Annotated in this window: 25 protein-coding genes; 24 read left to right on the forward strand and 1 reads right to left on the reverse strand. The window is 35.0% G+C overall.

The genetic code is table 11. From position 1 onward, the window contains the following. Genes BUB48_RS00310 through BUB48_RS00340 form a run of 7 tightly spaced genes read left to right on the forward strand, consistent with a single transcriptional unit; the run spans position 1 to position 6,289 of the window. Positions 1-1,077, forward strand: coding sequence for a DegT/DnrJ/EryC1/StrS family aminotransferase (locus BUB48_RS00310; RefSeq protein ID WP_073023338.1), 1,077 nt, complete (start codon positions 1-3; stop codon positions 1,075-1,077). Between the two features lie 25 nt (positions 1,078-1,102). Further along, positions 1,103-2,002 (forward strand): dTDP-4-dehydrorhamnose reductase, encoded by a 900-nt coding sequence (rfbD, locus tag BUB48_RS00315; RefSeq protein WP_073023340.1) that lies wholly within the window; start codon positions 1,103-1,105, stop codon positions 2,000-2,002. Between the two features lie 11 nt (positions 2,003-2,013). Next, complete coding sequence (gene rfbC / locus BUB48_RS00320) at positions 2,014-2,577, forward strand: dTDP-4-dehydrorhamnose 3,5-epimerase (RefSeq protein WP_073023342.1); 564 nt, start codon at positions 2,014-2,016, stop codon at positions 2,575-2,577. Between the two features lie 14 nt (positions 2,578-2,591). Continuing rightward, positions 2,592-3,674, forward strand: coding sequence for a dTDP-glucose 4,6-dehydratase (rfbB, locus tag BUB48_RS00325; RefSeq protein ID WP_073023344.1), 1,083 nt, complete (start codon positions 2,592-2,594; stop codon positions 3,672-3,674). A 5-nt stretch (positions 3,675-3,679) separates the two neighbouring features. Beyond that, on the forward strand, positions 3,680-4,537 hold the full coding sequence (gene rfbA / locus BUB48_RS00330) for a glucose-1-phosphate thymidylyltransferase RfbA (RefSeq protein WP_073023346.1): 858 nt from the start codon (positions 3,680-3,682) through the stop codon (positions 4,535-4,537). Between the two features lie 32 nt (positions 4,538-4,569). Next, on the forward strand, positions 4,570-4,941 hold the full coding sequence (locus BUB48_RS00335) for a hypothetical protein (RefSeq protein WP_073023348.1): 372 nt from the start codon (positions 4,570-4,572) through the stop codon (positions 4,939-4,941). 28 nt (positions 4,942-4,969) lie between these two features. Then, positions 4,970-6,289 carry a tetratricopeptide repeat-containing glycosyltransferase family 2 protein gene (locus BUB48_RS00340; protein ID WP_073023350.1) on the forward strand — a complete coding sequence of 440 codons (1,320 nt, stop codon included), beginning with the start codon at positions 4,970-4,972 and terminating at the stop codon, positions 6,287-6,289. Positions 6,290-6,715: 426 nt separating this feature from the next. Here the strand turns inward: BUB48_RS00340 and BUB48_RS00345 are convergent, their stop codons facing one another. Beyond that, positions 6,716-7,414, reverse strand: a complete 699-nt coding sequence (locus BUB48_RS00345; RefSeq protein ID WP_073023352.1) for a WbqC family protein — start codon at positions 7,412-7,414, stop codon at positions 6,716-6,718. 374 nt (positions 7,415-7,788) lie between these two features. Here BUB48_RS00345 and amrA point away from each other — a divergent pair, with 374 nt between their 5' ends. From amrA to secA, 17 genes are all read left to right on the forward strand, one after another. Continuing rightward, positions 7,789-9,192, forward strand: a complete 1,404-nt coding sequence (amrA, locus tag BUB48_RS00350; protein ID WP_073023354.1) for an AmmeMemoRadiSam system protein A — start codon at positions 7,789-7,791, stop codon at positions 9,190-9,192. Continuing rightward, positions 9,192-10,052 carry an AmmeMemoRadiSam system radical SAM enzyme gene (amrS, locus tag BUB48_RS00355; protein ID WP_073023356.1) on the forward strand — a complete coding sequence of 287 codons (861 nt, stop codon included), beginning with the start codon at positions 9,192-9,194 and terminating at the stop codon, positions 10,050-10,052. Before amrA ends, amrS begins: the two co-directional genes overlap by 1 nt. An 83-nt stretch (positions 10,053-10,135) precedes the next feature. After that, positions 10,136-10,525: a flagellar protein FlaG gene (locus BUB48_RS00360; RefSeq protein WP_073023358.1), complete on the forward strand. Its 390-nt coding sequence runs from the start codon at positions 10,136-10,138 to the stop codon at positions 10,523-10,525. A gap of 5 nt (positions 10,526-10,530) precedes the next feature. Beyond that, the gene (gene fliD, locus BUB48_RS00365) at positions 10,531-12,159 is read left to right on the forward strand and encodes a flagellar filament capping protein FliD (RefSeq protein ID WP_175548314.1); all 1,629 of its coding nucleotides are present in this window, start codon (positions 10,531-10,533) and stop codon (positions 12,157-12,159) included. A gap of 31 nt (positions 12,160-12,190) precedes the next feature. Beyond that, positions 12,191-12,583 (forward strand): flagellar export chaperone FliS, encoded by a 393-nt coding sequence (fliS, locus tag BUB48_RS00370; protein ID WP_073023362.1) that lies wholly within the window; start codon positions 12,191-12,193, stop codon positions 12,581-12,583. Positions 12,584-12,622: 39 nt separating this feature from the next. Next, a complete protein-coding gene (gene flgN / locus BUB48_RS00375; RefSeq protein ID WP_073023364.1) occupies positions 12,623-13,108 on the forward strand; it encodes a flagellar export chaperone FlgN in 486 nt (161 codons plus the stop codon). Between the two features lie 396 nt (positions 13,109-13,504). Then, entirely contained in the window at positions 13,505-13,786 is a 282-nt protein-coding gene (locus BUB48_RS00380) for a zinc-ribbon domain containing protein (RefSeq protein ID WP_073023366.1), read from the forward strand. Between the two features lie 651 nt (positions 13,787-14,437). Further along, positions 14,438-14,965 carry a ribosome hibernation-promoting factor, HPF/YfiA family gene (hpf, locus tag BUB48_RS00385; protein ID WP_073023368.1) on the forward strand — a complete coding sequence of 176 codons (528 nt, stop codon included), beginning with the start codon at positions 14,438-14,440 and terminating at the stop codon, positions 14,963-14,965. Positions 14,966-15,126: 161 nt separating this feature from the next. Then, a complete protein-coding gene (locus tag BUB48_RS00390) occupies positions 15,127-15,759 on the forward strand; it encodes a hypothetical protein (RefSeq protein ID WP_073023370.1) in 633 nt (210 codons plus the stop codon). Positions 15,760-15,959: 200 nt separating this feature from the next. Continuing rightward, positions 15,960-17,228: an HD-GYP domain-containing protein gene (locus BUB48_RS00395; RefSeq protein ID WP_073023372.1), complete on the forward strand. Its 1,269-nt coding sequence runs from the start codon at positions 15,960-15,962 to the stop codon at positions 17,226-17,228. Then, positions 17,218-17,790: a DUF5317 domain-containing protein gene (locus BUB48_RS00400; RefSeq protein ID WP_073023374.1), complete on the forward strand. Its 573-nt coding sequence runs from the start codon at positions 17,218-17,220 to the stop codon at positions 17,788-17,790. Before BUB48_RS00395 ends, BUB48_RS00400 begins: the two co-directional genes overlap by 11 nt. A gap of 297 nt (positions 17,791-18,087) precedes the next feature. Beyond that, positions 18,088-18,228: a hypothetical protein gene (locus BUB48_RS17900; RefSeq protein ID WP_175548315.1), complete on the forward strand. Its 141-nt coding sequence runs from the start codon at positions 18,088-18,090 to the stop codon at positions 18,226-18,228. Between the two features lie 157 nt (positions 18,229-18,385). Then, on the forward strand, positions 18,386-18,748 hold the full coding sequence (locus tag BUB48_RS00405) for a hypothetical protein (RefSeq protein ID WP_073023375.1): 363 nt from the start codon (positions 18,386-18,388) through the stop codon (positions 18,746-18,748). A 136-nt stretch (positions 18,749-18,884) separates the two neighbouring features. Beyond that, positions 18,885-19,271, forward strand: coding sequence for an amidohydrolase family protein (locus BUB48_RS00410; RefSeq protein WP_073023376.1), 387 nt, complete (start codon positions 18,885-18,887; stop codon positions 19,269-19,271). Between the two features lie 47 nt (positions 19,272-19,318). Then, positions 19,319-19,678 (forward strand): amidohydrolase family protein, encoded by a 360-nt coding sequence (locus BUB48_RS00415; protein WP_139249848.1) that lies wholly within the window; start codon positions 19,319-19,321, stop codon positions 19,676-19,678. 9 nt (positions 19,679-19,687) lie between these two features. Beyond that, entirely contained in the window at positions 19,688-19,825 is a 138-nt protein-coding gene (locus BUB48_RS17905; RefSeq protein ID WP_175548316.1) for a hypothetical protein, read from the forward strand. Between the two features lie 276 nt (positions 19,826-20,101). Then, positions 20,102-22,696, forward strand: coding sequence for a preprotein translocase subunit SecA (gene secA / locus BUB48_RS00420; RefSeq protein WP_073023378.1), 2,595 nt, complete (start codon positions 20,102-20,104; stop codon positions 22,694-22,696). The last annotated feature ends 242 nt before the right edge of the window (positions 22,697-22,938 follow it).

Genomic DNA, 22,938 nt, shown 5'->3' on the forward strand with positions numbered 1-22,938 from the left:
ATGATTAATGTTACCAAAACATACCTACCTGATGTAGAAAAGTTTAAACAATATGTAGACAAAATATTTGATTCAGGTTGGATTACAAATAATGGTCAAATGGTTAAAGAATTAGAAAAAAGACTTAAAGAATACTTAGGAGTAAAGCATATTATTTTAGTATCAAATGGAACTCTAGCACTTCAAGTAGCTTATAAACTTTTGGATTTGACGGGTGAAGTAATCACCACCCCTTTTAGTTTTGTTGCAACTACAAGCAGTCTGGTATGGGAAGGCCTTAAACCTGTATTCGTAGATATAGATTCCGATACATTTTGCTTGGACTATAACAAGTTGGAAGAAAAGATCACAAGGAATACATCTGCTATTCTTCCCGTTCATGTTTTTGGCAATGGGTGTGAAGTAGAAGAAATAGATAAGATAGCCCAAAAATATGATCTGAAAGTTATATATGATGCTGCCCATGCATTTGGTGTGAAATACAAAGGGGAAAGCATTCTTAACTATGGAGATGTATCTGTATTAAGCTTTCATGCTACTAAGGTATTTCATACTATAGAAGGAGGAGCTTTAATAATTAATGAAGATCAATTATATGATAAAGCTCGTAAGCTTATTAATTTTGGCATAACAGGTCCGGATACAATAGATGGCATAGGAATCAATGCCAAAATGAATGAGTTTCAAGCAGCAATGGGACTTTGTGTTTTGGATGATATAGAAAATATAATTAAAGGAAGACAAAAAGTCTATGAAAATTATTTAAATGAGTTTTCTGGTATAAATCAAATAAAGTTGCAGGTAATCAATAAAAATTGCACCCAAAATTATTCATATTTTCCTATAGTGGTTAGTTCTGAGAAAGTTTTATTAAAAATAAAAGAAAAACTTGAAGCAAATAACATTTATCCTAGGAGATATTTCTATCCATCTTTAAATACATTAAGTTATGTAGATGAATATGAAGCAAATAACTCATATAACATATCAAATAATATACTTTGTTTGCCTATATATTATAATCTTGAATTAGAGCAACAACAAAAGATTATCAAAATTATAAAAGAAAATGTATGAAAAAACGAAATAACAGGTGATAGTATTGAAAAGAATTATTTTAACAGGATACACTGGGCAATTAGGACATGAAATAACTAAACGTCTTGAGTGTGATTATAATAATTATTTTTTAGAAACAAGTGAAAAAATTATATTGGATAAAAGCAGATCAAAGGAGTTTGACATTACAGATAAAAATTTTGTTTTGGAATATATAAATGCAATAAAACCTGACGTAATTATCAACTGTGCTGCCTACACAAATGTTGACCAAGCAGAAGAAAATTATGAAGAGGCTTTTCGAGTAAATTCCTTAGGCCCTAGAAATCTTGCAATTGCTGCAGAATTTGTTGGGGCAAAGCTTATTCACATATCAACAGATTATGTGTTTGATGGTAAAGGAGTTATTGTAAATGGTGAAAAAATGCCATATAGAGAGTATGATGTTCCAGGTCCTATTAATGTATATGGGAAAACAAAATTATTGGGAGAAAATTATGTGAGGGAATTTTGCAGCAGGTATTTTATTATAAGAACTTCATGGCTTTATGGAGAAAATGGAAGTAATTTTGTAAAGACTATTTTGAGGTTAGCCAAAGAAAAAGGCAAACTGCAAGTGGTAAATGACCAAATAGGTAATCCAACCAATGCGGAGGATTTAGCGGGTCACATACTTAAGTTGGCTTTTACAGATGAGTATGGTATTTACCATTGTACCGGAAATGGAATTGCCAGTTGGTATGATTTTGCATGCAAGATAGTTGAGTATGCCGGTATAGGGTGTATTGTGGAGCCGGTAACTTCTGAGCAATATGCAAGGAAAGCCAAGCGTCCTTCCTATTCATGTTTAGACAACATGATGTTAAGAAGCACCATAGGTGATAACATGAGGTATTGGGAAGAGGCATTAAAAGATTTTATAAAAAATACATTAAAGCTATAGGGGATAGATAGATGAGTAATTTTGTTTTTAATAAAACAGGCATAGAAGGTTTATATGTTATTGAGCAAAAGATCTTTAAGGACAACAGAGGTTATTTCATGGAAACATATAACGAGAAGGCTTTTAAAGAAGCAGGACTGGATGTTAGATTTGTTCAGGATAATCAATCAAAATCAAAAAAAGGAGTATTGAGAGGCCTGCATTTTCAGAAGAAATATCCACAAGGGAAATTGGTTCGTGTTCTCAAAGGTGAAGTATTTGATGTAGCTGTTGATTTGAGAAAAAACTCATCAACATTTAAGCAATGGTATGGATGTTATTTAAGTGAGGAAAATGGAAGGCAAATGTATATACCTGAAGGTTTTGCGCATGGTTTTTTAGTCTTGTCTGATGAGGCTGAGTTTACATATAAATGTACTAATTTTTATCATCCCGAAGATGAAGGTGGATATCCATGGAATGACCCATCATTTGATATTAAATGGCCTTTAGGTGGAGTTGAAGAATTGCTGCTATCTGATAAAGATAAGAATTATAAGACATTCAATGAAGCTGGATTTTGTTATGATATATAAAGGGGGCTATTGGTTTGAAGACTTATCTTATAACCGGTGGAGCAGGGTTTATTGGATCTAATTTTATCCATTATATAATGAAAAAGTATGATGATATTTTTGTCATAAATTTGGACAAGCTTACATATGCAGGAAATCTAAATAATTTGAAGGATATTGAAGATAATAAAAATTATGTTTTTGTTAAAGGAGATATTACTGACGGTAAGTTAGTAGATTCCATTTTTCAAAAATATGATATAGATTATGTGATTAACTTTGCTGCTGAATCTCATGTGGATAGAAGTATAGAGAACCCTATGGAGTTTATAAGGACCAATATTGAAGGTACTTTTGTATTACTGGAAGCAGCTAAAAAAGCATGGCTTAAGGGAGAGAAATGGGAGGAAGGAAAGAAATTTTTACAAGTTTCAACAGACGAGGTATACGGTTCTTTAGGAGAGACAGGTTATTTTAGCGAGTTTACTCCTCTTGATCCAAGAAGCCCTTATTCTTCCAGTAAAGCATCTGCAGATTTGTTGGTAAAATCATATTTTGAAACCTATCAGATGCCAATTAATATCACAAGATGTTCAAATAACTATGGCCCTTATCAATTTCCAGAAAAACTAATACCTCTTATGATTAATAATTGTCTTAGTGGAAAAGATTTACCTGTTTATGGAGACGGAAGAAATATAAGAGACTGGATATATGTAGAAGATCATGCTCGGGCAATTGATTTGGTAGTGAATAAAGGTCAAATAGGACAAGTTTATAACATTGGTGGAGGCAATGAAAGAACAAATATCGATATAGTTAAGACAATTATAAATGCATTAAGAGATTTGCTTTCCGATGATGACATCAGGAAAGAAAGAATAAGCGAAGATAAGATTAAATATGTAAAAGACAGGAAAGGGCACGATAGAAGATATGCCATTGACTCAACGAAGATTAAGAATGAATTGGGATGGAGAGCTATGACTTCTTTTGGAGAGGGAATAGAATTCACTGTGAAATGGTATTTAGAGAACAGTCAGTGGCTTGATGAAGTTACATCCGGTGCTTATGAAGATTATTATAAGAAAATGTACATCGATAGAGAAAGAGGGTAGTTATTTTGAAAGGCATTATATTAGCAGGAGGAAGCGGAACCCGTTTATACCCTATTACAAAATCTATCAGCAAGCAGATTGTTCCAATATATGACAAACCCATGATCTATTATCCTTTATCTGTCCTAATGCTTGCTGGTATAAGAGATATATTGATTATATCAACACCTAGGGATTTGCCTGTTTATGAAGAGCTGCTAGGAGATGGCAGTCAATTAGGCATGAATTTTTCTTACAGAGTGCAATTAAAACCTAATGGTATTGCAGAAGCCTTTATAATAGGAGAAGAATTTATAAAAGATGAATCAGTAGCTTTAATATTAGGTGATAATGTATTTTATGGATATGGGTTTACTGGAATTTTGAGAGAAGTTGCAAGTTTAAAAGAAGGAGCTTATATATTCGGATATTATGTAAATAATCCAAGAGCATATGGAGTGGTAGAGTTTGATGATCAATGGAATGTATTATCTATAGAAGAGAAGCCGAGAGAACCTAAATCAAACTATGCAGTTCCAGGGCTGTATTTTTATGATAAAAATGTGGTTGATATTGCGAAAAATCTAAAGCCTTCTGCCAGGGGCGAATTGGAAATCACAGATGTAAACAAGGAATATTTGAATAATAAAAAACTGAAAGTAAAAGTATTGGGAAGAGGATTTGCATGGTTGGATACAGGAACTCATGATGCTCTGTTAGAAGCCAGCAACTTTGTTCAGACTGTTCAAAAAAGGCAAGGTTTATATGTAGCTTGTATTGAAGAAATTGCATATAGAAATGGATTTATTTCAAAAGAACAACTTCATGCTTTGGCAGAGCCATTGATGAAGACAGAATATGGAAAGTATCTGATGGCATTATAAGATATATAAAAAAAATCACAGAGAGGTTGATTATGATGGATAGATATCGTGAAGTAATAGAAAGAATACTGGAACTCCTAGATACTATGAAAGAAGGATTGGATTATGTACAAGTACAACTAACAGAATTGAAATACGAAGAAGCATTAGTTGTTATTAAAGATATAGTTGATGCTTTAGATAGTATCTATAACTCTATACAACCCATGGAGAGTGAACTACCAGAAAATAATTTGGCCGCTTTTACTACATCTATTAAGTATAATATGGATAATGTAATAAAGAGTTATGAGCAAGGTAAGGAGGCTTATGTATCGGAGCAAATAGAGAAAGGTATTGTTCCAAGTTTCTTGGTATGGAAAAAAGAGATTGAAAGAGTTTTAAGGCCATATGTGATCTCATAATGCAAATATTGATTAAATGGGTGATGAAATGATACCAATAAGCCTATGTATGATAGTAAAGAATGAAGAAGCGAATCTTGATAAATGCTTAAATAGTATTGGTGACTATGTCGATGAAATAATAGTAGTTGACACAGGATCAAAAGATAAAACTAAAGAAGTTGCCTATAAATATACTGATAAGGTTTACGACTTTGATTGGGTTGATGATTTTTCGAAAGCTAGAAATTTTTCGATTTCAAAAGCTACTAATGATTGGATTTTAGTGTTAGATGCAGATGAGTTTCTAATTCATTTTGATAAATTACAAGTGCAAAATTTTTTGTCTCAAAATGAAAAAGCAATAGGCAGGATAGAAATAATACTTAATTTTTCTTATTATGATAAAATCAAAGAAGTTCAGAAATCTAGAGACAGAATTGCTAGACTGTTTAATAGAAAACACTACAAATATGAAGGAATTATTCATGAGCAAATCGTACCTTTAGATGGAATTGCAATAAAATCCCAAAATATAGGCATTAGTGTAGATCACGTAGGATATATGGCTGAAGAAGTAAGAAGGAAAAATAAATGGGAAAGAAATAAAAAGCTTTTGGAAAAGTCGATTAAGGAGAATCCTAATGATCCATACTTATACTATAATTTAGGTAAGATACATTATTTGACAAAAAACTACGTTGACGCTATAAAAATGTTTGATAAAGCTATGCAATCGGATATTGATTATAAATTGGAGTATGCCCAAGATTTGGTTATAACTTACGGTTATTCTTTGTTAAATCTGCGAAAATATGAAGATGCATTGAAAGTCATGGAGTATGAATTCTATTATAAAAATCTGGCAGATTATTATTTCTTGTTAGGACTTATAAAGATGAATATTGGGAAGTTTGAAGAAGCCATTGTTAATTTTAAAAAATCCATAGGAAAAACAGAAAAGGTAATTGGTACAAGCAGTTATTTATCATATTATAATCTTGGTGTAATATATGAGGTATTGGGAGATATTGGACAAGCTTTGAGTTATTATGGAAAATGTGGCGAATATGTACCTGCTTCTAAAAGGATAAATGAAATAATAAAAAGTGGTAAAGCAAAGAGGCAAATTCAAGAACATATTGAGATAGGCAATTTAGAGAAGGCTAAAAGCATTCTTAATATTATAGAAGATTTTCTTAAAAATGATCCAGAGATTTATTCAATAAAAGCCGTCATTTTTATGATGGAAAATAAACTTAAAGAAGCCAGAAGAACTCTTGAAAAAGGATTGCAAATGTTTAGTAATGATGAAGATCTTTTATATAATATTGAATATTTAAATAGTATTGAGAATACAAGTGATTAAAGTGAATTATGTTAAATATCAATGACTATTCAGTTAATTTATAATACAGCACGTTAAAAATGGACAAACAAGCGATTACCAAATTTCGACTATGGTATCGCTGTGTCCATTTTTATAATTATGGGTTTTAGTGAAGTTACCCCGGTTTGATGGATACAAAGAGAAGATGTGGCTAGTACTTGAAGTTTGAAGGAGTGTCTATTGTACATAGCTTAAACATTCAAACAGCAATCGTAAGCAATTAAACGAGGAGTTGGTTGACAAAGTCAAAAAAGTATTTAACCAATCTCGCCAAACTTATGGAAGCACAAAAAATACTTATGCTCTTAAGAATCGAGGTATCTCATGAAGCAAAAAACGCGTGGCTTGTTTGATGAAGGCTGGATTTACCTTGTTGCAGTTGTTGACTGGGCTATGGTAAGGTCACTAAACTAAAATATAATCGTTTAAAATTTTACTTATTTCATTAATTGAGTTAAACATCATTACATCTATAATAGACAGATTTGGAGTAAACTCACTTTTATACTGAGTGTAGTTGATGTTGTTAGTTTTTAAAAACTTCAATTTAATGCCTATGTTGTTGAAATCTTCACGTGAGTATAACTCCTGACCACCAATTGCATTATAATACTCATCAGCATTTAATATTTTACATATTTCAATTATTTTATCTTGTCCCTTCAAGGAGTTATTTTTTTGAATACACGATGACATAATTATTTCAGTATCTATTTGTAAATGCTTACATACTCTCCTTATACTATATTCCAGATATTTTGCAAGATTTTTCTCTGTGTTATTTACAATGTTTTCAATAATGCTGAAGGTTTCCAAATAGTATGGTGCTTTTCTGTAAGCTGTTTCTATAGTTTTTAATAGTTTTTTTCTAAACAGTTCACTATCCGACACTTCAATTTGGTTAATTAGTTTATTTTGACTAGCGCCGACCATTTGAAGATTAATTCTCTGAACTTTACCATTTAACAATATATTATTTCTATTAACCCATCCTCGATTAATATAATTAACATCGTCATATATAACAAATTTATCAACGGCATTTATTAATTGCCAGTATCCTATATATGGGAAAAAGTATGGTTGCATAATTGCAACTTTCATATTTTCACATCCTTCTTATTTTTGAATAGTCCTTTATTATTTCTAATCTGTCTTAAATGTAGTTTTAGTATTCTATGATATAGACATTGATTGTCAAATAGAATTTATTTTCAATCTGTATTTACTATAACTTTTATATTTGATAACTTCTACCTTGTTTATGATTCTTTCTAATAGTCTATTGGTGTATTGGAATTATGATGTTTTTTATGGTATTCATATACTTCAATAATTACATTGCAAAGCATTATTATTAATTCTACACTAAAATTTATAGCTTGTAAGTATATTATATCTAAAAATTAATGCAATAGTTTATATTTTTTAACATATGGTACAATATAGCTAATGAAAATTATTTTAGAGGTGATATTATGGGAACCATTAAAGCCTTCTATACCATGCCTCATCCTCCCATTGTTGTGCCTGAGATAGGACGGGGAGAAGAGAAAAAGATAAAATCAACTTCCGATGCCTTTGACAAGGTGGCTGAAGAGATAGCTTCCATGGGTGCGGATACCATAATATTCATAACACCCCATGGACCGGTGTTTAGCGATGCGGTGGCTATGTCCTGCGAAGACAGGATAAAAGGAGATTTAGGCAGATTCGGAGCTTCCCAGGTAGTTTTTGAGCATGAAATAAATATACCATTAACTGAAAAAATCATGTCGATGGCTGAGGAAGAAGGCATATTGACAGCAGAGATAACCAAAAAGTCTGCCAGAAGATATGGTATTGATTACGAGTTGGATCACGGGGTTATGGTGCCTCTTTATTTCATAAACAAGAAGATTTCTAATTACAAGATTGTTCATATAACCTATGGTATGCTGCCTAAGCTACAGTTATATAGGTTTGGAATGTGCATCAGGAAAGCAGTGGAAGATAGCGATAACAATGCAGTTTTTATCGCCAGTGGAGATTTATCCCACAAACTGTCACATGACGGCCCCTATGGCTATGTACAGGAAGGGGAGATGTTCGACAGGGAAATAATTTCACTGCTTGAGAAAGGTGATGTGATTGGAGTTTTCAACATGGATCCCAATGTCATTGAGAGAGCCGCTGAATGCGGTCTAAGATCATATTATGTAATGCTAGGTGCTATGAATGGATATGACTTCAAAGGAAAGCTTTTATCTTATGAGGGCACTTTTGGAGTAGGTTACAGCATTATGAGCTTTTCTTTGGAAAAATCCCATATGGATATGTATAATGCTTTATGTGAGAAAAGCAAAGAAAGATTCAGAGAAAAAACAGGTAACGCAGATCCCTATGTGAGGTTAGCGAGAGAGAGCCTGACCCATTATTTGCTCCAAGGCAGTTACATGGATGTACCCGATTATGTGACAGAGGAAATGCTAAAAACAAAAAGAGGAGTTTTTGTATCCCTAAAGAAGGAAGGGCAGCTTAGAGGATGCATAGGAACTATATTCCCTGTTACCAACAGTATAGCGGAGGAGATCATCAGAAATGCGGTGGAAGCTGGCACTCAGGATCCCAGATTCAACCCTGTAAGAGAGGATGAACTGGAGGAAATAGATTTTTCTGTGGATGTGCTTACAGAACCTGAGAAAGCCACAAAGTCAGAGTTGGACCCAAAGAGATACGGGGTTATAGTGAGATGGAGAGGAAGGACAGGATTGCTGCTGCCGGATCTGGAAGGTGTTGATACTGTGGAAGAACAGCTTAATATTGCCCTGAAAAAAGCAGGCATATCATCTTATGAGAATTATTCAATTGAGAAGTTTGAGGTTATCAGGCACAAGGAGTGATGCTTGTGATTAAGGATGCCATGTTTTGGGAAAAGCATGGAGATAGGATAAGATGTTCTTTATGCCCTCATAATTGCAATATAGGAGAGGGACAATATGGACTTTGCTCAGTGAGAACCAACATAGAGGGTAACCTTAAAACCATAAACTATGGAGAGATCACTGCCATAGCATTGGACCCCATAGAGAAAAAGCCTCTTTATCACTTTTGTCCAGGAAGTAAAATTCTTTCTGTAGGTAGCTTTGGATGCAACTTTTTCTGCGGATTTTGCCAGAACTATTCCATAGCCCATTATAGAGCCGAGAGCAGATATTTTTCTCCTGAGGAATTGATAGAAACATGCAGGCAAATAGATGATAATATAGGCATAGCCTTTACATACAATGAGCCATCCATATGGTATGAATATGTTTGCGATACTGCCAAAAAGCTAAAGGAAGTGTGTCCACAGTATAAAGTGGTGCTGGTGACCAATGGATATATTCAGGAGAAGCCTTTGACAAAGATTCTGCCTTATATTGATGCCATGAATATTGACCTTAAATCCTTCAGACAGGATTATTATAATAAAATATGCGGCGGAGATATAAAGTATGTATTGGAAACCATAGAAAAATGCTATGACAAATGCCACATAGAGATAACTACATTATTGGTAAATGGGCTAAATGATACAGTGGAAGAAGTGGAAAGGATTGCTGTTTTTTTGTCAAGCTTGGATAAAAATATCCCTCTTCATTTGACCAGGTATTTTCCAAATTATAAAATTCATCGTCCCCCTACGGATATTGATGTGATGCAAAAAGCCAGAGGAGTGGCATCAAAATATCTAAATTATGTATATCTGGGAAATGTTTAAATAACTCTAAAGAAAAATCTTTTTTATTACGATATATAAATTGAAAGGATTTTATAAAACATTTTCCACGGAGGGATATGGTTATGAGAGTTGAGTCTGTAAATAACATTCAAACAATACAGACAGCTGCAAGTATAAACAATGAGGCTAAAAGTAATGTACAGAATATACAGACTACAAATAATAAGCAAAAAGACAGTTATGATTACCAGGAATTGAGCCAAAAAACCAAGTATGAGCTTTCTATCGATGAATCCTTATGGATAGAAATGATAGAAAAGGCCAATAAGGCTATCACAGGAGCTACATGCAGCTTTGAATATTCCATACATGAAGGAACCAAAGAGATCATGGTGAAAGTAATTAATAAGGAAACCCAGGAGGTTATAAGAGAAATCCCACCGGAAAAAATTCTTGATATGGTTGCAAAGATGTGGGAAATAGCGGGAATATTTGTTGATGAAAGGAGATAATGGCAGTGGCAAGTAGTATTTCTAATATACTCAATACCAAATTGAGATTTACAGGAATGGCCTCTGGCTTGGATACAGATGCTATTGTACAGCAGATGATAAGAGTACAGCAGGCAAAAGTCGACAAGGTCAAGCAGGAAAAGCAGTTATTGGAATGGAAAAGAGATGATTACAGATCCATTATTAATATGTTGAGAAGCTTCAAGGATGAATTCTTTGATGTTTTAAAGCCTGCCACATATATGAGATCTTCCAGCACATACTATGCTTATAAGGTAAAGACCACCGATGAGAATGTGGCAACAGCCAAAAGCAATGGTAAGGTTGCAATGATGGAACATACAATTAAAGTAGAGCAATTGGCTGAAAAGGCAAAAATGGAATCCAGAGTTGGCGAACTAGGTCTTAATGGGCTTAGCATGGACAGTAAAATCAGTGAAGTAGCTAATAGTTTGGGCTTAAATTTGGAAGATAATAAACTCTCATTGGAGATTAATGGTGAAGAAATAAAAATTTCAGCAGATAAGACTTTAAATGATTTGATCTCTGCTATCAATAATAGCGATGCAGGAGTCAGAATTAGCTATAGCTCATTTTTGGACAAGTTTATTGTAGAATCCAAGGCTACAGGAGCAGATGAGAAGATCGATGTCATCAGCAACAGCAATGCAAAGAATTTGTTTTATGGATTAGGTTTTGATGTTGATGAAGTTAAATACGGTAAGAATGCTAAGTTTAAGCTTGATGGCAAGAAAGATTCAAATGGACAGGAAGTCATAACAGAAAAAAACAGCAACACATTTACCATAGATGGTGTCACATATACATTGACAGGTGTAGGAGAAGCAAAGATCACTCTGACTCAGGACACAGATGCCATATATGAAAAAATAAAGAGTTTTATTGATAAATACAATGAGATAGTAGAAAAAATTACTACAAAAGTAACCGAAAAGAGACCAAGAAGCGGAGGAACAGACAAGGGAGACTATTATCTGCCTCTTACCGATGAGCAGAGAGAAGCAATGACGGAAGATGAAATCAAAAAGTGGGAAGAGAAGGCAAAAACAGGTCTATTGAGAAATGACAGCCTTTTACATGGTGTTCTTGAAAGAATGAGAAGCGCTATGAATGATCTAACCGAAGCCGGAGGCTTATTTTCAATAGGCATATCTACAGGTAGCTGGAGAAACGGGGCTAAGCTTTTTATAGATGAGGATAAACTTAAAAAAGCCATAGAAGATAATCTGGACAAGGTTGTAGAGATATTTACGAAAACATCAGAAATTTCTTATAGTCCTGATAACAGCAGTGAATTGAGAGATAAAAGATATAAAGAAAGCGGCGTAGTAGAAAGACTCTTTGATGTTCTTCAGGATTACATAAGAACCACAAGAAGTGAAAGCGGACAAAAAGGACTTCTATTGGAAAAAGCCGGATTGGTCGGAGATGTTACAGAATATCAGAATACACTTACAAAGCAGATAAATGAAAAACAGGATTATATACAGGAATTGATAAATAAACTTTATGAGAAGCAAGAATCGCTATATATAAAATTTGCCTACATGGAAACAGCACTTAGCAGAATGAGTGCACAATCTTCGTGGTTTACACAAAACTTTAACAGATAAGACTAAGTTATGAAACGGGGGAAGCACAATAATGGTTACAGCAAATCCTTATCAACAGTATCAGCAGAATGTAGTTAATACTTCTACGCCTCAAGAGTTGACCCTCATGCTTTATAATGGATTAGTTAAATTCTTGAATCTTGGTATACTGGCTATCGAGGAAAAGAATTTGCAAGGCGCTCATAGCAATATTATTAAAGCTCAGAATATTATAGAGGAGTTTATGTGCACTCTGAATATGGACTATGATGTTTCAAAAAATCTATATTCCATATATGAATATATGAATCGACGCTTAATAGATGCAAATATCAAAAAGGATAAAGAAATATTAAAAGAAGTATTAGACTTTGCAAAGGACTTGAGAGACACTTGGGCTCAGGCTATGAAGCTAGCCAAAGGAAGTCAAACTGTAAATAAATAAGGGCATGATATACATGCCTTGTTTTTTTGAGGTGATATAATGGGAGAAAAATCAAAAGACATGATTATTAAAATCCAAAGCCTGCTGGAGGAAAAGAAAGCTGCTTTAGAGGAAATATATGAGTTAACCCTTGGTCAGAAAAATGATATTGAAAATAACGAGGGAGAGAACTTGCATGGATTTATAGATAAAAAGCAGGTGGAAATTGATAAGATAAAGAAAATCGATGAGGACTTTGAAGAGGCAGCGAAATTACTCAAAGAGGAATTACAGATAGAATCTTTTGAGAGTATTAGTGTTGCTGATTATCCTGAGTTTAAGAATATTAAAGATCTCATCACCGATATAATGGACTTGGCAAGGAGTATAATGGAGCTGGAAGAACAGAATAAAATTAAGGTTCAGAATCTAATAGATGATATTAAAAAAGATATTAAAATGGTGAATTCAGGTCAGAAATTCCTGAAAGCCTATGATAAGCCAAACATAAATATAAGCGGGATATATATAGATAGCAAAAAATAGAATTTGTACAAAAATATAATAAAATCACATAAAAATCTTGTATATTCTAATAATTAAGTATATAATATATTAAGTAGTATTTCCCAGGTCTGTGGTTGAAAATCGATGCCAGTCGCAGGCAAAACGATCCACGTAAGCAAAGCAAAGCTTTGTGAGCATGGTGCGGCTTAGGAGTAAGTCCGTCCAGGTTATACCTGAGAGGAGCTGTAGTGAGGGGCTTAATAGCTTGAGCGAAACTTCCAGACGGCGAGTGTGGGGGCAAAGACCAGGTCAGCTGTGGAAACTGCTAGGAAGGGTATACGTGGTCAGGTCAGGAACCTTTTTCTGGAAACATAAATCCCAAAAAAAGTTCTGGAGACCGTCACTACCTAAAGTATTTAAGAAAAGAGGGATTTTATGTTTCAGGACAAAACATTAGTATGCAAGGATTGCGGACAGGAGTTCGTATTCACAGCCGGTGAACAGGAGTTTTATGCAGAAAAGGGTTTCCAGAACGAACCTGCAAGATGCAAAGATTGCAGATCTGCAAGAAAGGCAAGCATGAATGGTGGTGCAAGAAGAGAAAGAGTTATGTATGATGCAGTATGTGCAGAATGCGGTAAAGAGACTCAAGTACCTTTCAAACCTACAAATGATAGACCAGTATATTGCAAAGAATGCTTTGATGCAAGAAGATAAGAAAAAGCCACTTTATGTGGCTTTTTTTATTATGCTAGTAAAGTATAAATTTTTAATTTATATTTTCCATAAAAGCCTTTCTTAATCCGCTTTATTTCATACAAGCAATTCCTTTATTTTACTGTTTTTGGAAAAAAAATATGCATATATTTTTTTTAAATATACAATACATAATTTGATGAATTTACTGACTATTATTACTTCACAAGTAATCAACAATTGAATGATGGAATTAATCCTGTAAATGCAAGTTATCAACAGAGTTATGCACATTATCCACAGCTTTTTGCTTTTTATTTGTGCATAACATTGTGTCTAAGTATATTTGTTTCATAATTTTGCTTAATATAAAAAGAGAGCTTGATAATGAATGATTCCTTAAAAATTTATGTAATCTAATAAGTATTCATCAAAAAAAGACGGTATGTGACAAATTTTGGGGAAATTGGTTGTATGACACTACTTGGACTTTTCAAGCATCTTAATCAATATCAATAGTAAATTTAGCATACTATTCCAGTGGATAGCTGACACACATCATTGACATAAATATAACTAAATAATGGATAAAGTTTAGAAGGATTATTTAACCTGATGTAGAATAAATTATATATAAACGGTAGCATAATAGTTGCGAAAGGAGATGTTTGTATGCGCATAAGAGTCAGTGGAAAGAACATTGAAGTAACCAACGCCTTGAGGGAGAGGGTAGAAAAGAAGTTAAGCAAGTTCGAGAAGTATTTCAACCCTGATACAGAAGTAAACGCAACTTTGACAGTAGAGAAGAATAGACATATCATTGAAGTTACTATTCCCTTTAATGGTATAATATTAAGGGGTGAAGAAGCTACCGAGGATATGTACACATCCATTGACAACGTTGTAGAGAAGCTTGAGAAACAGATTGCTAAGTATAAGACAAGACTTGAAAGAAAGATCAAGGACGGAAGTGTAAGATTTGAGAACTTCTCCTTTAGTGAAGAAGATGATGACGAAGAACCCAGAATAGTTAAAACAAAGAGATTTGCTATGAAACCCATGCCAGTAGAAGAAGCAGTGCTTCAAATGGAACTCCTTGGACATAATTTCTTTATGTTTTTCAATGCTGATAGTGAGGAAGTTAATGTTGTTTACAAGAGAAAAGATGGAGACTATGGTTTGATTGAACCTGAATTTTAATATGGAGGCTTCTATGGAAGCCTCTATTTTAATATTATATTATTTGCAATACAAGCATATATATAAGTAGGCAGAGGTATTCAATTTTTAATTTTATTAGAGGAATTGACAACTTTTGGTCGAATATATATGTTACTATGATGTCTATAGAGGTGAGTATTGTGGACGATAATAGATTAGTGTTAGAAGAAGAAATGAAATCCCTAATTTGCCGAATACCTGACGTGTTATCTTGCAAGGTTATATTGGGGGAGAAAAATGAAGTTCAGGATATACATGTATTGTGCACATCTGGGAGAAATGTAAAGCAGTTGGTTAGAGACATTCAATCAGCTGTCAGTGCAAGGTTCAATGTGGAAGTGGATTATAAGGTAATAAGCATTGCCCAAATTGAGGAGAATGAGATAAAGGATAATCGTCTTAAGATAGGCAGCATAGTTATGATGAATATGGACAACAGTCTTAAAGCTACTGTGATTCTGGAAAGCGATGGGAAAAACTATGAAGGGAACAGCATTAAGGTTAAGTCTGTTTCAAATAAATTTAAAGCTGTTGCTGAGGCTACTATTATGGCTGTTGAATCCTTTGTAAACACAAATGGCATATTTTATCTTGAAGGCATAGAAAGAACAAGAGTTGCCGGCAGAGATATTTTCGTCTGCATGGTTGGTTATACATATAAAAATAATGAAAGTCTCCTTATTGGCTGCAGTATGATAAAAACCGATGAAAATGAAGCAGTTGCAAAGTCAGTGCTGAATGCATTGAATCGGTTGATAAGCAAGATGGTTTAAAGTTTGACCGGCATTTTATCTAGCGGAGCGAGTTTGCCTGTCTTATTAGCGGAAGGACAGAGATCTTAGTAAAGGGGGGCAAACCATGAAAAAGATAGTTGCTATACTTATGACTATTCTTTCTCTTGTATTAGCAGGAGGAGCAAATTTATCTTGGTGGTAAGCTATAAAAATGCCGGTCAATAAAAAGGAGTGTTAATATGCCTAAAAAATTAAGGCTATATATTATGGTTATTGCTCTATTGGGTGTAATTACAATAATGTATACATTTAATTGGAGCAAAACTATAAATATAAATGAGTTGATTTTTTTTCTTATCCTATCAATTATTGCAGAATCGTTAGCAATACCTACTCCTGATCGAAGAGGAGGGATTTCTGTAGGATTTGCAATTAATTTAACTGTATTATTGATAATTGGGATGCCTCAAGCTATTTGGATATCAACTCTTGGTATAATACTTAGAGTTATAAATAAAGATGGTAAACTTCATCATATATTCAATACTCCTGTATATAAGACATTATTTAATGGAGCTAATATTACACTTTCAACAGCGTTAGCAGGCATTTGCTATGAAACTTTAGGTGGTATACCCGGTCAATTGGAATTAATAAATGTTTTGCCATTGATTGGCAGCATAGTTGTGTACATAGTTGTAAATGCAATTATCATGTCTATACTTATGACCATTCTATCAGGTGATAATCTGTTTAAATTACTATATACAAACATAGCATGGGTTATGAGAGACTATTTTGCCATAGCACCTTTGAGCATAATTATGGCATTAGCTTATGTAAACTATGGCATATTGGGAGTTCTTCTATTCTTTGGCCCTTTGCTTCTTGCCAGGTATTCATTTAAGCTTTATGTTGATATGAGAAGTATGTACTTGGATACGGTAAAGGCACTATGCCAGGCAGTAGAGGCTAAGGATCCATATACTCAAGGTCATTCTCAGAGAGTAAGCGAGTTAGCATATAATTTAGGAAAGAAGATGAAACTGCCTCACAAGACTTTGGAGAATTTAAGACTTGCCGGTATGCTTCATGATATTGGCAAAATCGGAGTGGACGAACATATCCTGAATAAGCCTGGTAAGCTTACAATTGATGAATATGAAAAAATCAAGATTCATCCTGCCATAGGCTCCAAAATCATAAAAGAAATAGATTTTCTAAAGGAATTAGCAGATATAGTAATGAGTCACCATGAGCATTTTGATGGTACAGGCTATCCAGAAGGGAAAAAGGAAGGTGAAATTCCTCTTGAGGCTTGTATATTATGTGTGGCTGATGTATATGATGCATTGACTTCCGATAGGCCTTACAGAAAGGCTATGACTGAAGATGAGGCTATAGATATAATAAAGAAAGAATCAGGAACTTTGTTTAATCCTATAGTAGCCAATGAATTCATTAGGATGATGGGGTACGAAGGGGAGGTAGAAAAGTGTGCTGGTTGAAAGCATGGGAAGTGGACTGCTGGTAGGCAAGGTAAGGGGTGGAAAGTTCTCCAATATATCCTCTGGAGAAATTAGAGGATGGTACTTTATAGGAGCTTCCTTCGTAGTTGAATTCTCAGCAGTGTATCTTGCTTCCAAAGGTGTAGATTTTATTATTCATGGTATATCCTTTATACATTTGTTATCATATATTTTATTGTTTATTGGACTATTTATGAATTGGGATAAGTATCCATTCTGGATTATAACTGTAGGAGTTTTTCTAAATTTTGTGGTGATAATGGCAAATGGAGGGCAAATGCCGGTTTCAATTGAGGAACTTAAGTATTTAGGATTGATTGATAACGCAAATGCTATAATAAATGGGAAGATAATTACTCATACTCCTCTAGTAGAAAGCACTAAGCTTAAATTTTTAGCAGATGTGCTGTCTATGCCTAAGTTTTATCCAAGACCAAAGGTGTACAGCATAGGAGACATATTCATGGCAGTAGGAGTATTTATTTATATGCAACATCTCATGTTAGGTAAACCTGCTAATAAAATTCAAAAGGTAAAATAAATAATTTAAAAGAATTCTCATTATAAAAATAGGTATAGCAAATCAGGCTGCCTTATGTTAATTTTTTAGGCCAGCCTGATTTTAATATTAGACAGGTCCTATGCAGTTGTTTCAAGGAAAATTAAGTATTACTCCTATGATAGGCTCATCAGCTATGTTTATTATGGTTCTCACAGGAAATTTTACAAGCCTAAGATACCTGTTTCCATTTCTTATATGAAGCCTGTGGTTCTTAACCTTGCCAACTACATTGACGAATCAGACTTCATTTCCAACATAGTAATGGTGGTTTGAACCATGGTAAGCATTGTTATTATTGAAATAGGGGCTATAGTTTCCTTGGGCAAGTTTTTATCAAACTCTTTTTTAGCGCATGCTTTTGAAGACATAGTTACTGCCATGTTTGGAGCACTAGAGATTGGCATGATTTCTAAGTGATTTAAGATGGCCATTGTCCTCTTGGTACTTGGTGGAGTTTTACATAAGATTAAAATAATTAACAGTGCCATTGTGCTTCCGATAATGATTTCTGCGGGTATCATCTGCTCAAGGTTTATATACAAGAAAAACAGGGTATAAGGATAGGTGTTAGTATATGTTAGATTATCTGATAAAAAACGGACAAATAATTGATGGTACCGGTTCTCCTGCATCATATGGTGATATAGGTATACGTTCAGGGAAAATTATAATGAACCCTAAGGAGGAGGCGGCTGAAACCATAGATGCAAGTGGAAAGGTAGTATGTCCAGTCTTTATAGACGTACATGGCCACACTGATTTATTTGCTTTTGTTGATCCCTTGTGCAGTGTAAAGCTTCTGCTGGGTATTACAACCGAAATCGTTGGTCAATGCGGGATTTCTCCTGCACCTGTCAGAGGTGAGTATTTGGAAGAGTATAAAAACTATTATAAGCATCTTGGGCACCTATTTATCCAAATGCTGACTCTCTTTTAGGGGTTGCAGCACTAATGGATACCCTGGATAGTTTTCATTTAGGAATAAACATGGCATTGTTTGCAGCTCATGGTTCTCTTAAATTGCCACATTAGGTCTGGACCCAAAACCAGCGGATAAAAAAGAGCTTGATGCCATGAGAGCTTTAGGAAGAGAAGCCATGGAGGCAGGTGAGCTTGGACTTTCGACGGGGCTGCTGTATGCTCCAGGCTGCTTCACAACAAAGGAGGAGCTTTCATACATTTGCAAGGCAATATTCAGGTACAATCCTATATACACTTCACATATACGTAATGAGGGCAACCATCTTATAGAAAGTGTTCAGGAGGCATTGGACATTGCTGAAGCGGCTGGTGCTTGCCATGATGTCTACCCATATACTGCCAGTTCCACTACTATTGGTGTAACATTGCCTCCGAGCTACGTAGAAATGGATGTTTCGACTTTTTTGAAAAATCTAAAGGACCATAGTTTCGTTGAGCAGCTGGAGCAAAGCATAATGCACCCTTTGATGCCTATATAAAGTTATTATATGACAACCAGTTGGCGGTTGGTGTCATATGCTTTTCCATGTCCAAGGAGGATGTAGATTTTCTTGTAACTGACTCTATCTGTATGTTTGGTACAGATTCGCTTTATATTCCTGGAGTTATGGCCATGACTCATCCAAGGGCCATAGGCACCTTCCAAAAGATATTAGGACAGTGTGTAAGGGGAAAAGGGCTTCTTACCCTTGAGAAAGCAATACATAAGAAGACCGGACTTCCTGCCTTATGGTATGGACTTGAGGGGAAGGGTTTTATTGCACAGGACAAAGATGCAGTTTTAGTGATTTTTGACCCAGATACAACAGACCAGCAATGTACCTATTCCCAGCCTATCCTTCCAAACAAAGGCGTTAATTATGTTTTTGTTAGAGGGAGAAAATAGCTGTAATGGATGGAAAGAATACTGGAGAACGTCAAGGTCGAGTTATCAGGAGAAGGGCGTAGGTTAGATTTGGTTTCTGTGGCATTATATAGATCCGGCATTGGAGCTGGCAAAGAAAGCAATATGTTCTGCAGGAGGAAGGATTAGGAGGAAGTATATCAGAATGCTTCCAATGGAAACATATCATAATAGAACCGTTAGTGTGTTTTGTGGAATACCAAATAACTTTATTGTTATAATAATTCTATTATGATAAAATTAAGTGGATACTGGACTAAGTTGATATATTTCTCTGCTGTTATAGGCAGTGAAAAACAAAGGATTATTAAGTCCAGCATTGACTCGACTAACATTCGGTGAAGGCTTAATCTTACACTGAGTGTTAGTCGAGTCAATGTCCGATGATTTGAGGAGTGATGATACATGTCATTTTTAACAAAGATATTTGGTAATCAGAATGATAGAGAAATAAAGAAGCTTGAAAAGATAGTAGACGCAATAGAAGCATTAGAACCTCAGATGGAGGCTCTTAGCGATGCGGAGCTGAGAGCAAAGACAGATGAATTCAAATCCAGGCTTGCCAATGGTGAAACATTGGATGATCTGCTGGTTGAAGCCTTTGCTGTGGTAAGGGAAGCTTCCAGAAGAGTCTTGGGTATGAGGCATTTCAGGGTTCAGCTCATTGGTGGCATTGTACTTCACCAGGGAAGGATTGCAGAGATGAAGACCGGTGAAGGTAAGACTTTGGTGGCTACTTTGCCTGTATATCTTAATGCCTTGGAAGGCAAAGGAGTTCATGTTGTAACGGTAAACGATTATTTGGCAACTCGAGACAGTCAATGGATGGGTAAGGTTTACAATTTCTTAGGCTTATCTGTAGGGCTAATTGTCCATGGCTTGGATCACGCCCAGAGACAGGCTGCCTATAATTCAGATATTACTTATGGAACCAACAATGAGTTTGGATTCGACTATTTGAGGGACAACATGGTCATCTATAAAGACCAGATGGTGCAGAGAGAATTGAATTATGCCATAGTGGACGAAGTGGATAGCATACTTATAGATGAAGCAAGAACACCTTTGATTATATCCGGTGTAGGAGAAAAATCCACTCATCTTTATTATCTAGCAGATAACTTTGTAAAAACGTTGAAAAGAGGAGCAGATACTAAAGATGAAAGCAAAGCTGAAATGTTGGCCAAGTACTTTGACGGGCAAGAAGAAGACGAAGAGGCCATTAAAAACAGAGGAGATTACACTGTAGATCCAAAAGCTAGGACAGTAATGCTTACAGAAGAAGGTATAGCTAAGGCAGAAAGATTCTTTGGCATAGAAAATCTGGCAGATCCTGAGAACATGGAGATACAGCACCATATAAATCAAGCTCTAAAGGCAAGGGCGTTGATGAAAAGAGATATTGATTATGTGGTAAAGGACGGAGAAGTAATTATTGTTGATGAATTTACCGGAAGGCTTATGTATGGAAGGCGTTATAGCGATGGACTTCATCAGGCCATTGAGGCAAAGGAAGGAGTCAAGATAGAGAGAGAAAGCCAGACATTGGCTACTATAACCTTCCAAAATTATTTCAGGATGTATAATAAACTGGCTGGTATGACTGGTACAGCTAAGACAGAGGAAGATGAGTTCAGAGCCATATATAACCTGGATGTGGTGGAGATACCTACAAATAAGCCTATGATAAGAATAGATTATCCGGATGTGGTATATAAAACTGAGAAGGGCAAGTTTAATGCTGTGGTAAATGAAATTGCAGAGCTTCACGCGCAAGGCAGACCTGTATTGGTAGGTACCATTTCCATTGAAAAGTCCGAACTTCTAAGCAGTATGCTTAAAAAAAGAGGAATACCTCATGAGGTGCTCAACGCCAAGTACCATGAGAAGGAAGCAGAGATAATTGCAAAAGCCGGCCAGAAGAATGCAGTGACAATATCGACTAACATGGCAGGTAGGGGTACCGATATTGTATTAGGCGAAGGTGTTAAAGAGCTAGGAGGCCTTCATATAATAGGTACAGAAAGGCATGAGTCAAGGCGTATCGACAATCAGTTGAGAGGCCGTGCCGGAAGACAAGGAGATCCAGGAAGCAGCAGATTCTATATATCTCTTGAAGATGATCTTATGAAACTTTTTGGATCAGAAAAGATCATGGGCCTTATGGAAACCATGGGAATGGAAGAGGATATGCCTATTGAGCATAACCTTCTTACTAAAGCCATAGAAAATGCCCAGAAGAGAGTAGAGTCAAGGAACTTTGACATTAGAAAGCATGTGCTTCAGTATGACAATGTAATGAATAAGCAAAGAGAAGTAATATATGCTCAAAGAAAGCAAGTTCTCATGGAGGAGGATTTAAAAGCCTCAATAATAGACATGCTGAAGGATGTAATATCCGATGCTGTTGATAATTTCACCGTTGGAAGCCAGTATCCGGAGGAATGGGATATTGCTGGACTACTGGAATTTCTCCAGAATGCTTTCCTGCCAAAAGGAGCTTTGAAAACTGATGATATAAGCGGTTTAGATAAGGAAGAACTTAAGGAAGCTATTTTGGATAAATCTCTTAAGATCTATGAAGCTAAAGAGGCAGAGATAGGTTCAGAAAATATGAGAGAGCTGGAAAGAGTAATACTTCTCAGGGTTGTGGATTCCAAGTGGATGGATCATTTGGATGCAATGGATCAGTTAAGAGACGGCATAAGTCTAAGGGCCTTTGGGCACCAAGATCCTGTTCAGGCTTATCAGATTGAAGGCTATGACATGTTTAATGAGTTGATAAGCAATATTAAACAAGAAACAATAAAATATATATTTAATGTAAGTGTCAACAAAATTCCACAAAGGCAGCAGGTAGCGGAAGAAGTTTCCACCAACCAGGAAAAAAGCGGTGGAAACAAGCCAATAGTGAAGGAAGAAAAGATAGGAAGAAATGATCCATGCCCTTGCGGCAGTGGTAAGAAATATAAAAAATGTTGCGGGAAGAATGAGAACTAAGAGCTCAGGATCAGGGTATTCCTATAGGGCTTATTAAAAACCACTAAAGGACACAAAAGAGTTCACTAAAATGCACTAAAGGGTTATATTATGTATTAGTAATTCATTGTTAGCAATTGATTGTTTCTGTTTATTAGAGAACTACAAAAGACGATATTATAGCAGCAAATCTTCGAATTATAAGATTATATTACTTACTTATTTAACATATCATTTAGTGTTTTTTTGTGGTTTTAGTGTCT

The organism is Lutispora thermophila DSM 19022 (genome assembly GCF_900142105.1).
Lineage (GTDB): Bacteria > Bacillota > Clostridia > Lutisporales > Lutisporaceae > Lutispora > Lutispora thermophila.

Bases quoted from the DNA above. Each gene is read 5' to 3' on its own strand.
- BUB48_RS00345 (WP_073023352.1), bottom strand. From the start codon at position 7,414: ATGAAAGTTGCAATTATGCAACCATACTTTTTCCCATATATAGGATAC.
- BUB48_RS00395 (WP_073023372.1), top strand. From the start codon at position 15,960: ATGCCTAAAAAATTAAGGCTATATATTATGGTTATTGCTCTATTGGGT.
- BUB48_RS00360 (WP_073023358.1), top strand. From the start codon at position 10,136: ATGAGAGTTGAGTCTGTAAATAACATTCAAACAATACAGACAGCTGCA.
- amrS (WP_073023356.1), top strand. From the start codon at position 9,192: ATGCTTGTGATTAAGGATGCCATGTTTTGGGAAAAGCATGGAGATAGG.
- hpf (WP_073023368.1), top strand. From the start codon at position 14,438: ATGCGCATAAGAGTCAGTGGAAAGAACATTGAAGTAACCAACGCCTTG.
- fliS (WP_073023362.1), top strand. From the start codon at position 12,191: ATGGTTACAGCAAATCCTTATCAACAGTATCAGCAGAATGTAGTTAAT.
- BUB48_RS00405 (WP_073023375.1), top strand. From the start codon at position 18,386: ATGTTAGATTATCTGATAAAAAACGGACAAATAATTGATGGTACCGGT.
- BUB48_RS00340 (WP_073023350.1), top strand. From the start codon at position 4,970: ATGATACCAATAAGCCTATGTATGATAGTAAAGAATGAAGAAGCGAAT.
- BUB48_RS00410 (WP_073023376.1), top strand. From the start codon at position 18,885: ATGAGAGCTTTAGGAAGAGAAGCCATGGAGGCAGGTGAGCTTGGACTT.
- secA (WP_073023378.1), top strand. From the start codon at position 20,102: ATGTCATTTTTAACAAAGATATTTGGTAATCAGAATGATAGAGAAATA.
- BUB48_RS00415 (WP_139249848.1), top strand. From the start codon at position 19,319: ATGTCCAAGGAGGATGTAGATTTTCTTGTAACTGACTCTATCTGTATG.
- BUB48_RS00310 (WP_073023338.1), top strand. From the start codon at position 1: ATGATTAATGTTACCAAAACATACCTACCTGATGTAGAAAAGTTTAAA.
- BUB48_RS00380 (WP_073023366.1), top strand. From the start codon at position 13,505: ATGTTTCAGGACAAAACATTAGTATGCAAGGATTGCGGACAGGAGTTC.
- amrA (WP_073023354.1), top strand. From the start codon at position 7,789: ATGGGAACCATTAAAGCCTTCTATACCATGCCTCATCCTCCCATTGTT.
- rfbC (WP_073023342.1), top strand. From the start codon at position 2,014: ATGAGTAATTTTGTTTTTAATAAAACAGGCATAGAAGGTTTATATGTT.
- BUB48_RS17900 (WP_175548315.1), top strand. From the start codon at position 18,088: ATGGTAAGCATTGTTATTATTGAAATAGGGGCTATAGTTTCCTTGGGC.
- BUB48_RS17905 (WP_175548316.1), top strand. From the start codon at position 19,688: ATGGAAAGAATACTGGAGAACGTCAAGGTCGAGTTATCAGGAGAAGGG.
- BUB48_RS00335 (WP_073023348.1), top strand. From the start codon at position 4,570: ATGATGGATAGATATCGTGAAGTAATAGAAAGAATACTGGAACTCCTA.
- flgN (WP_073023364.1), top strand. From the start codon at position 12,623: ATGGGAGAAAAATCAAAAGACATGATTATTAAAATCCAAAGCCTGCTG.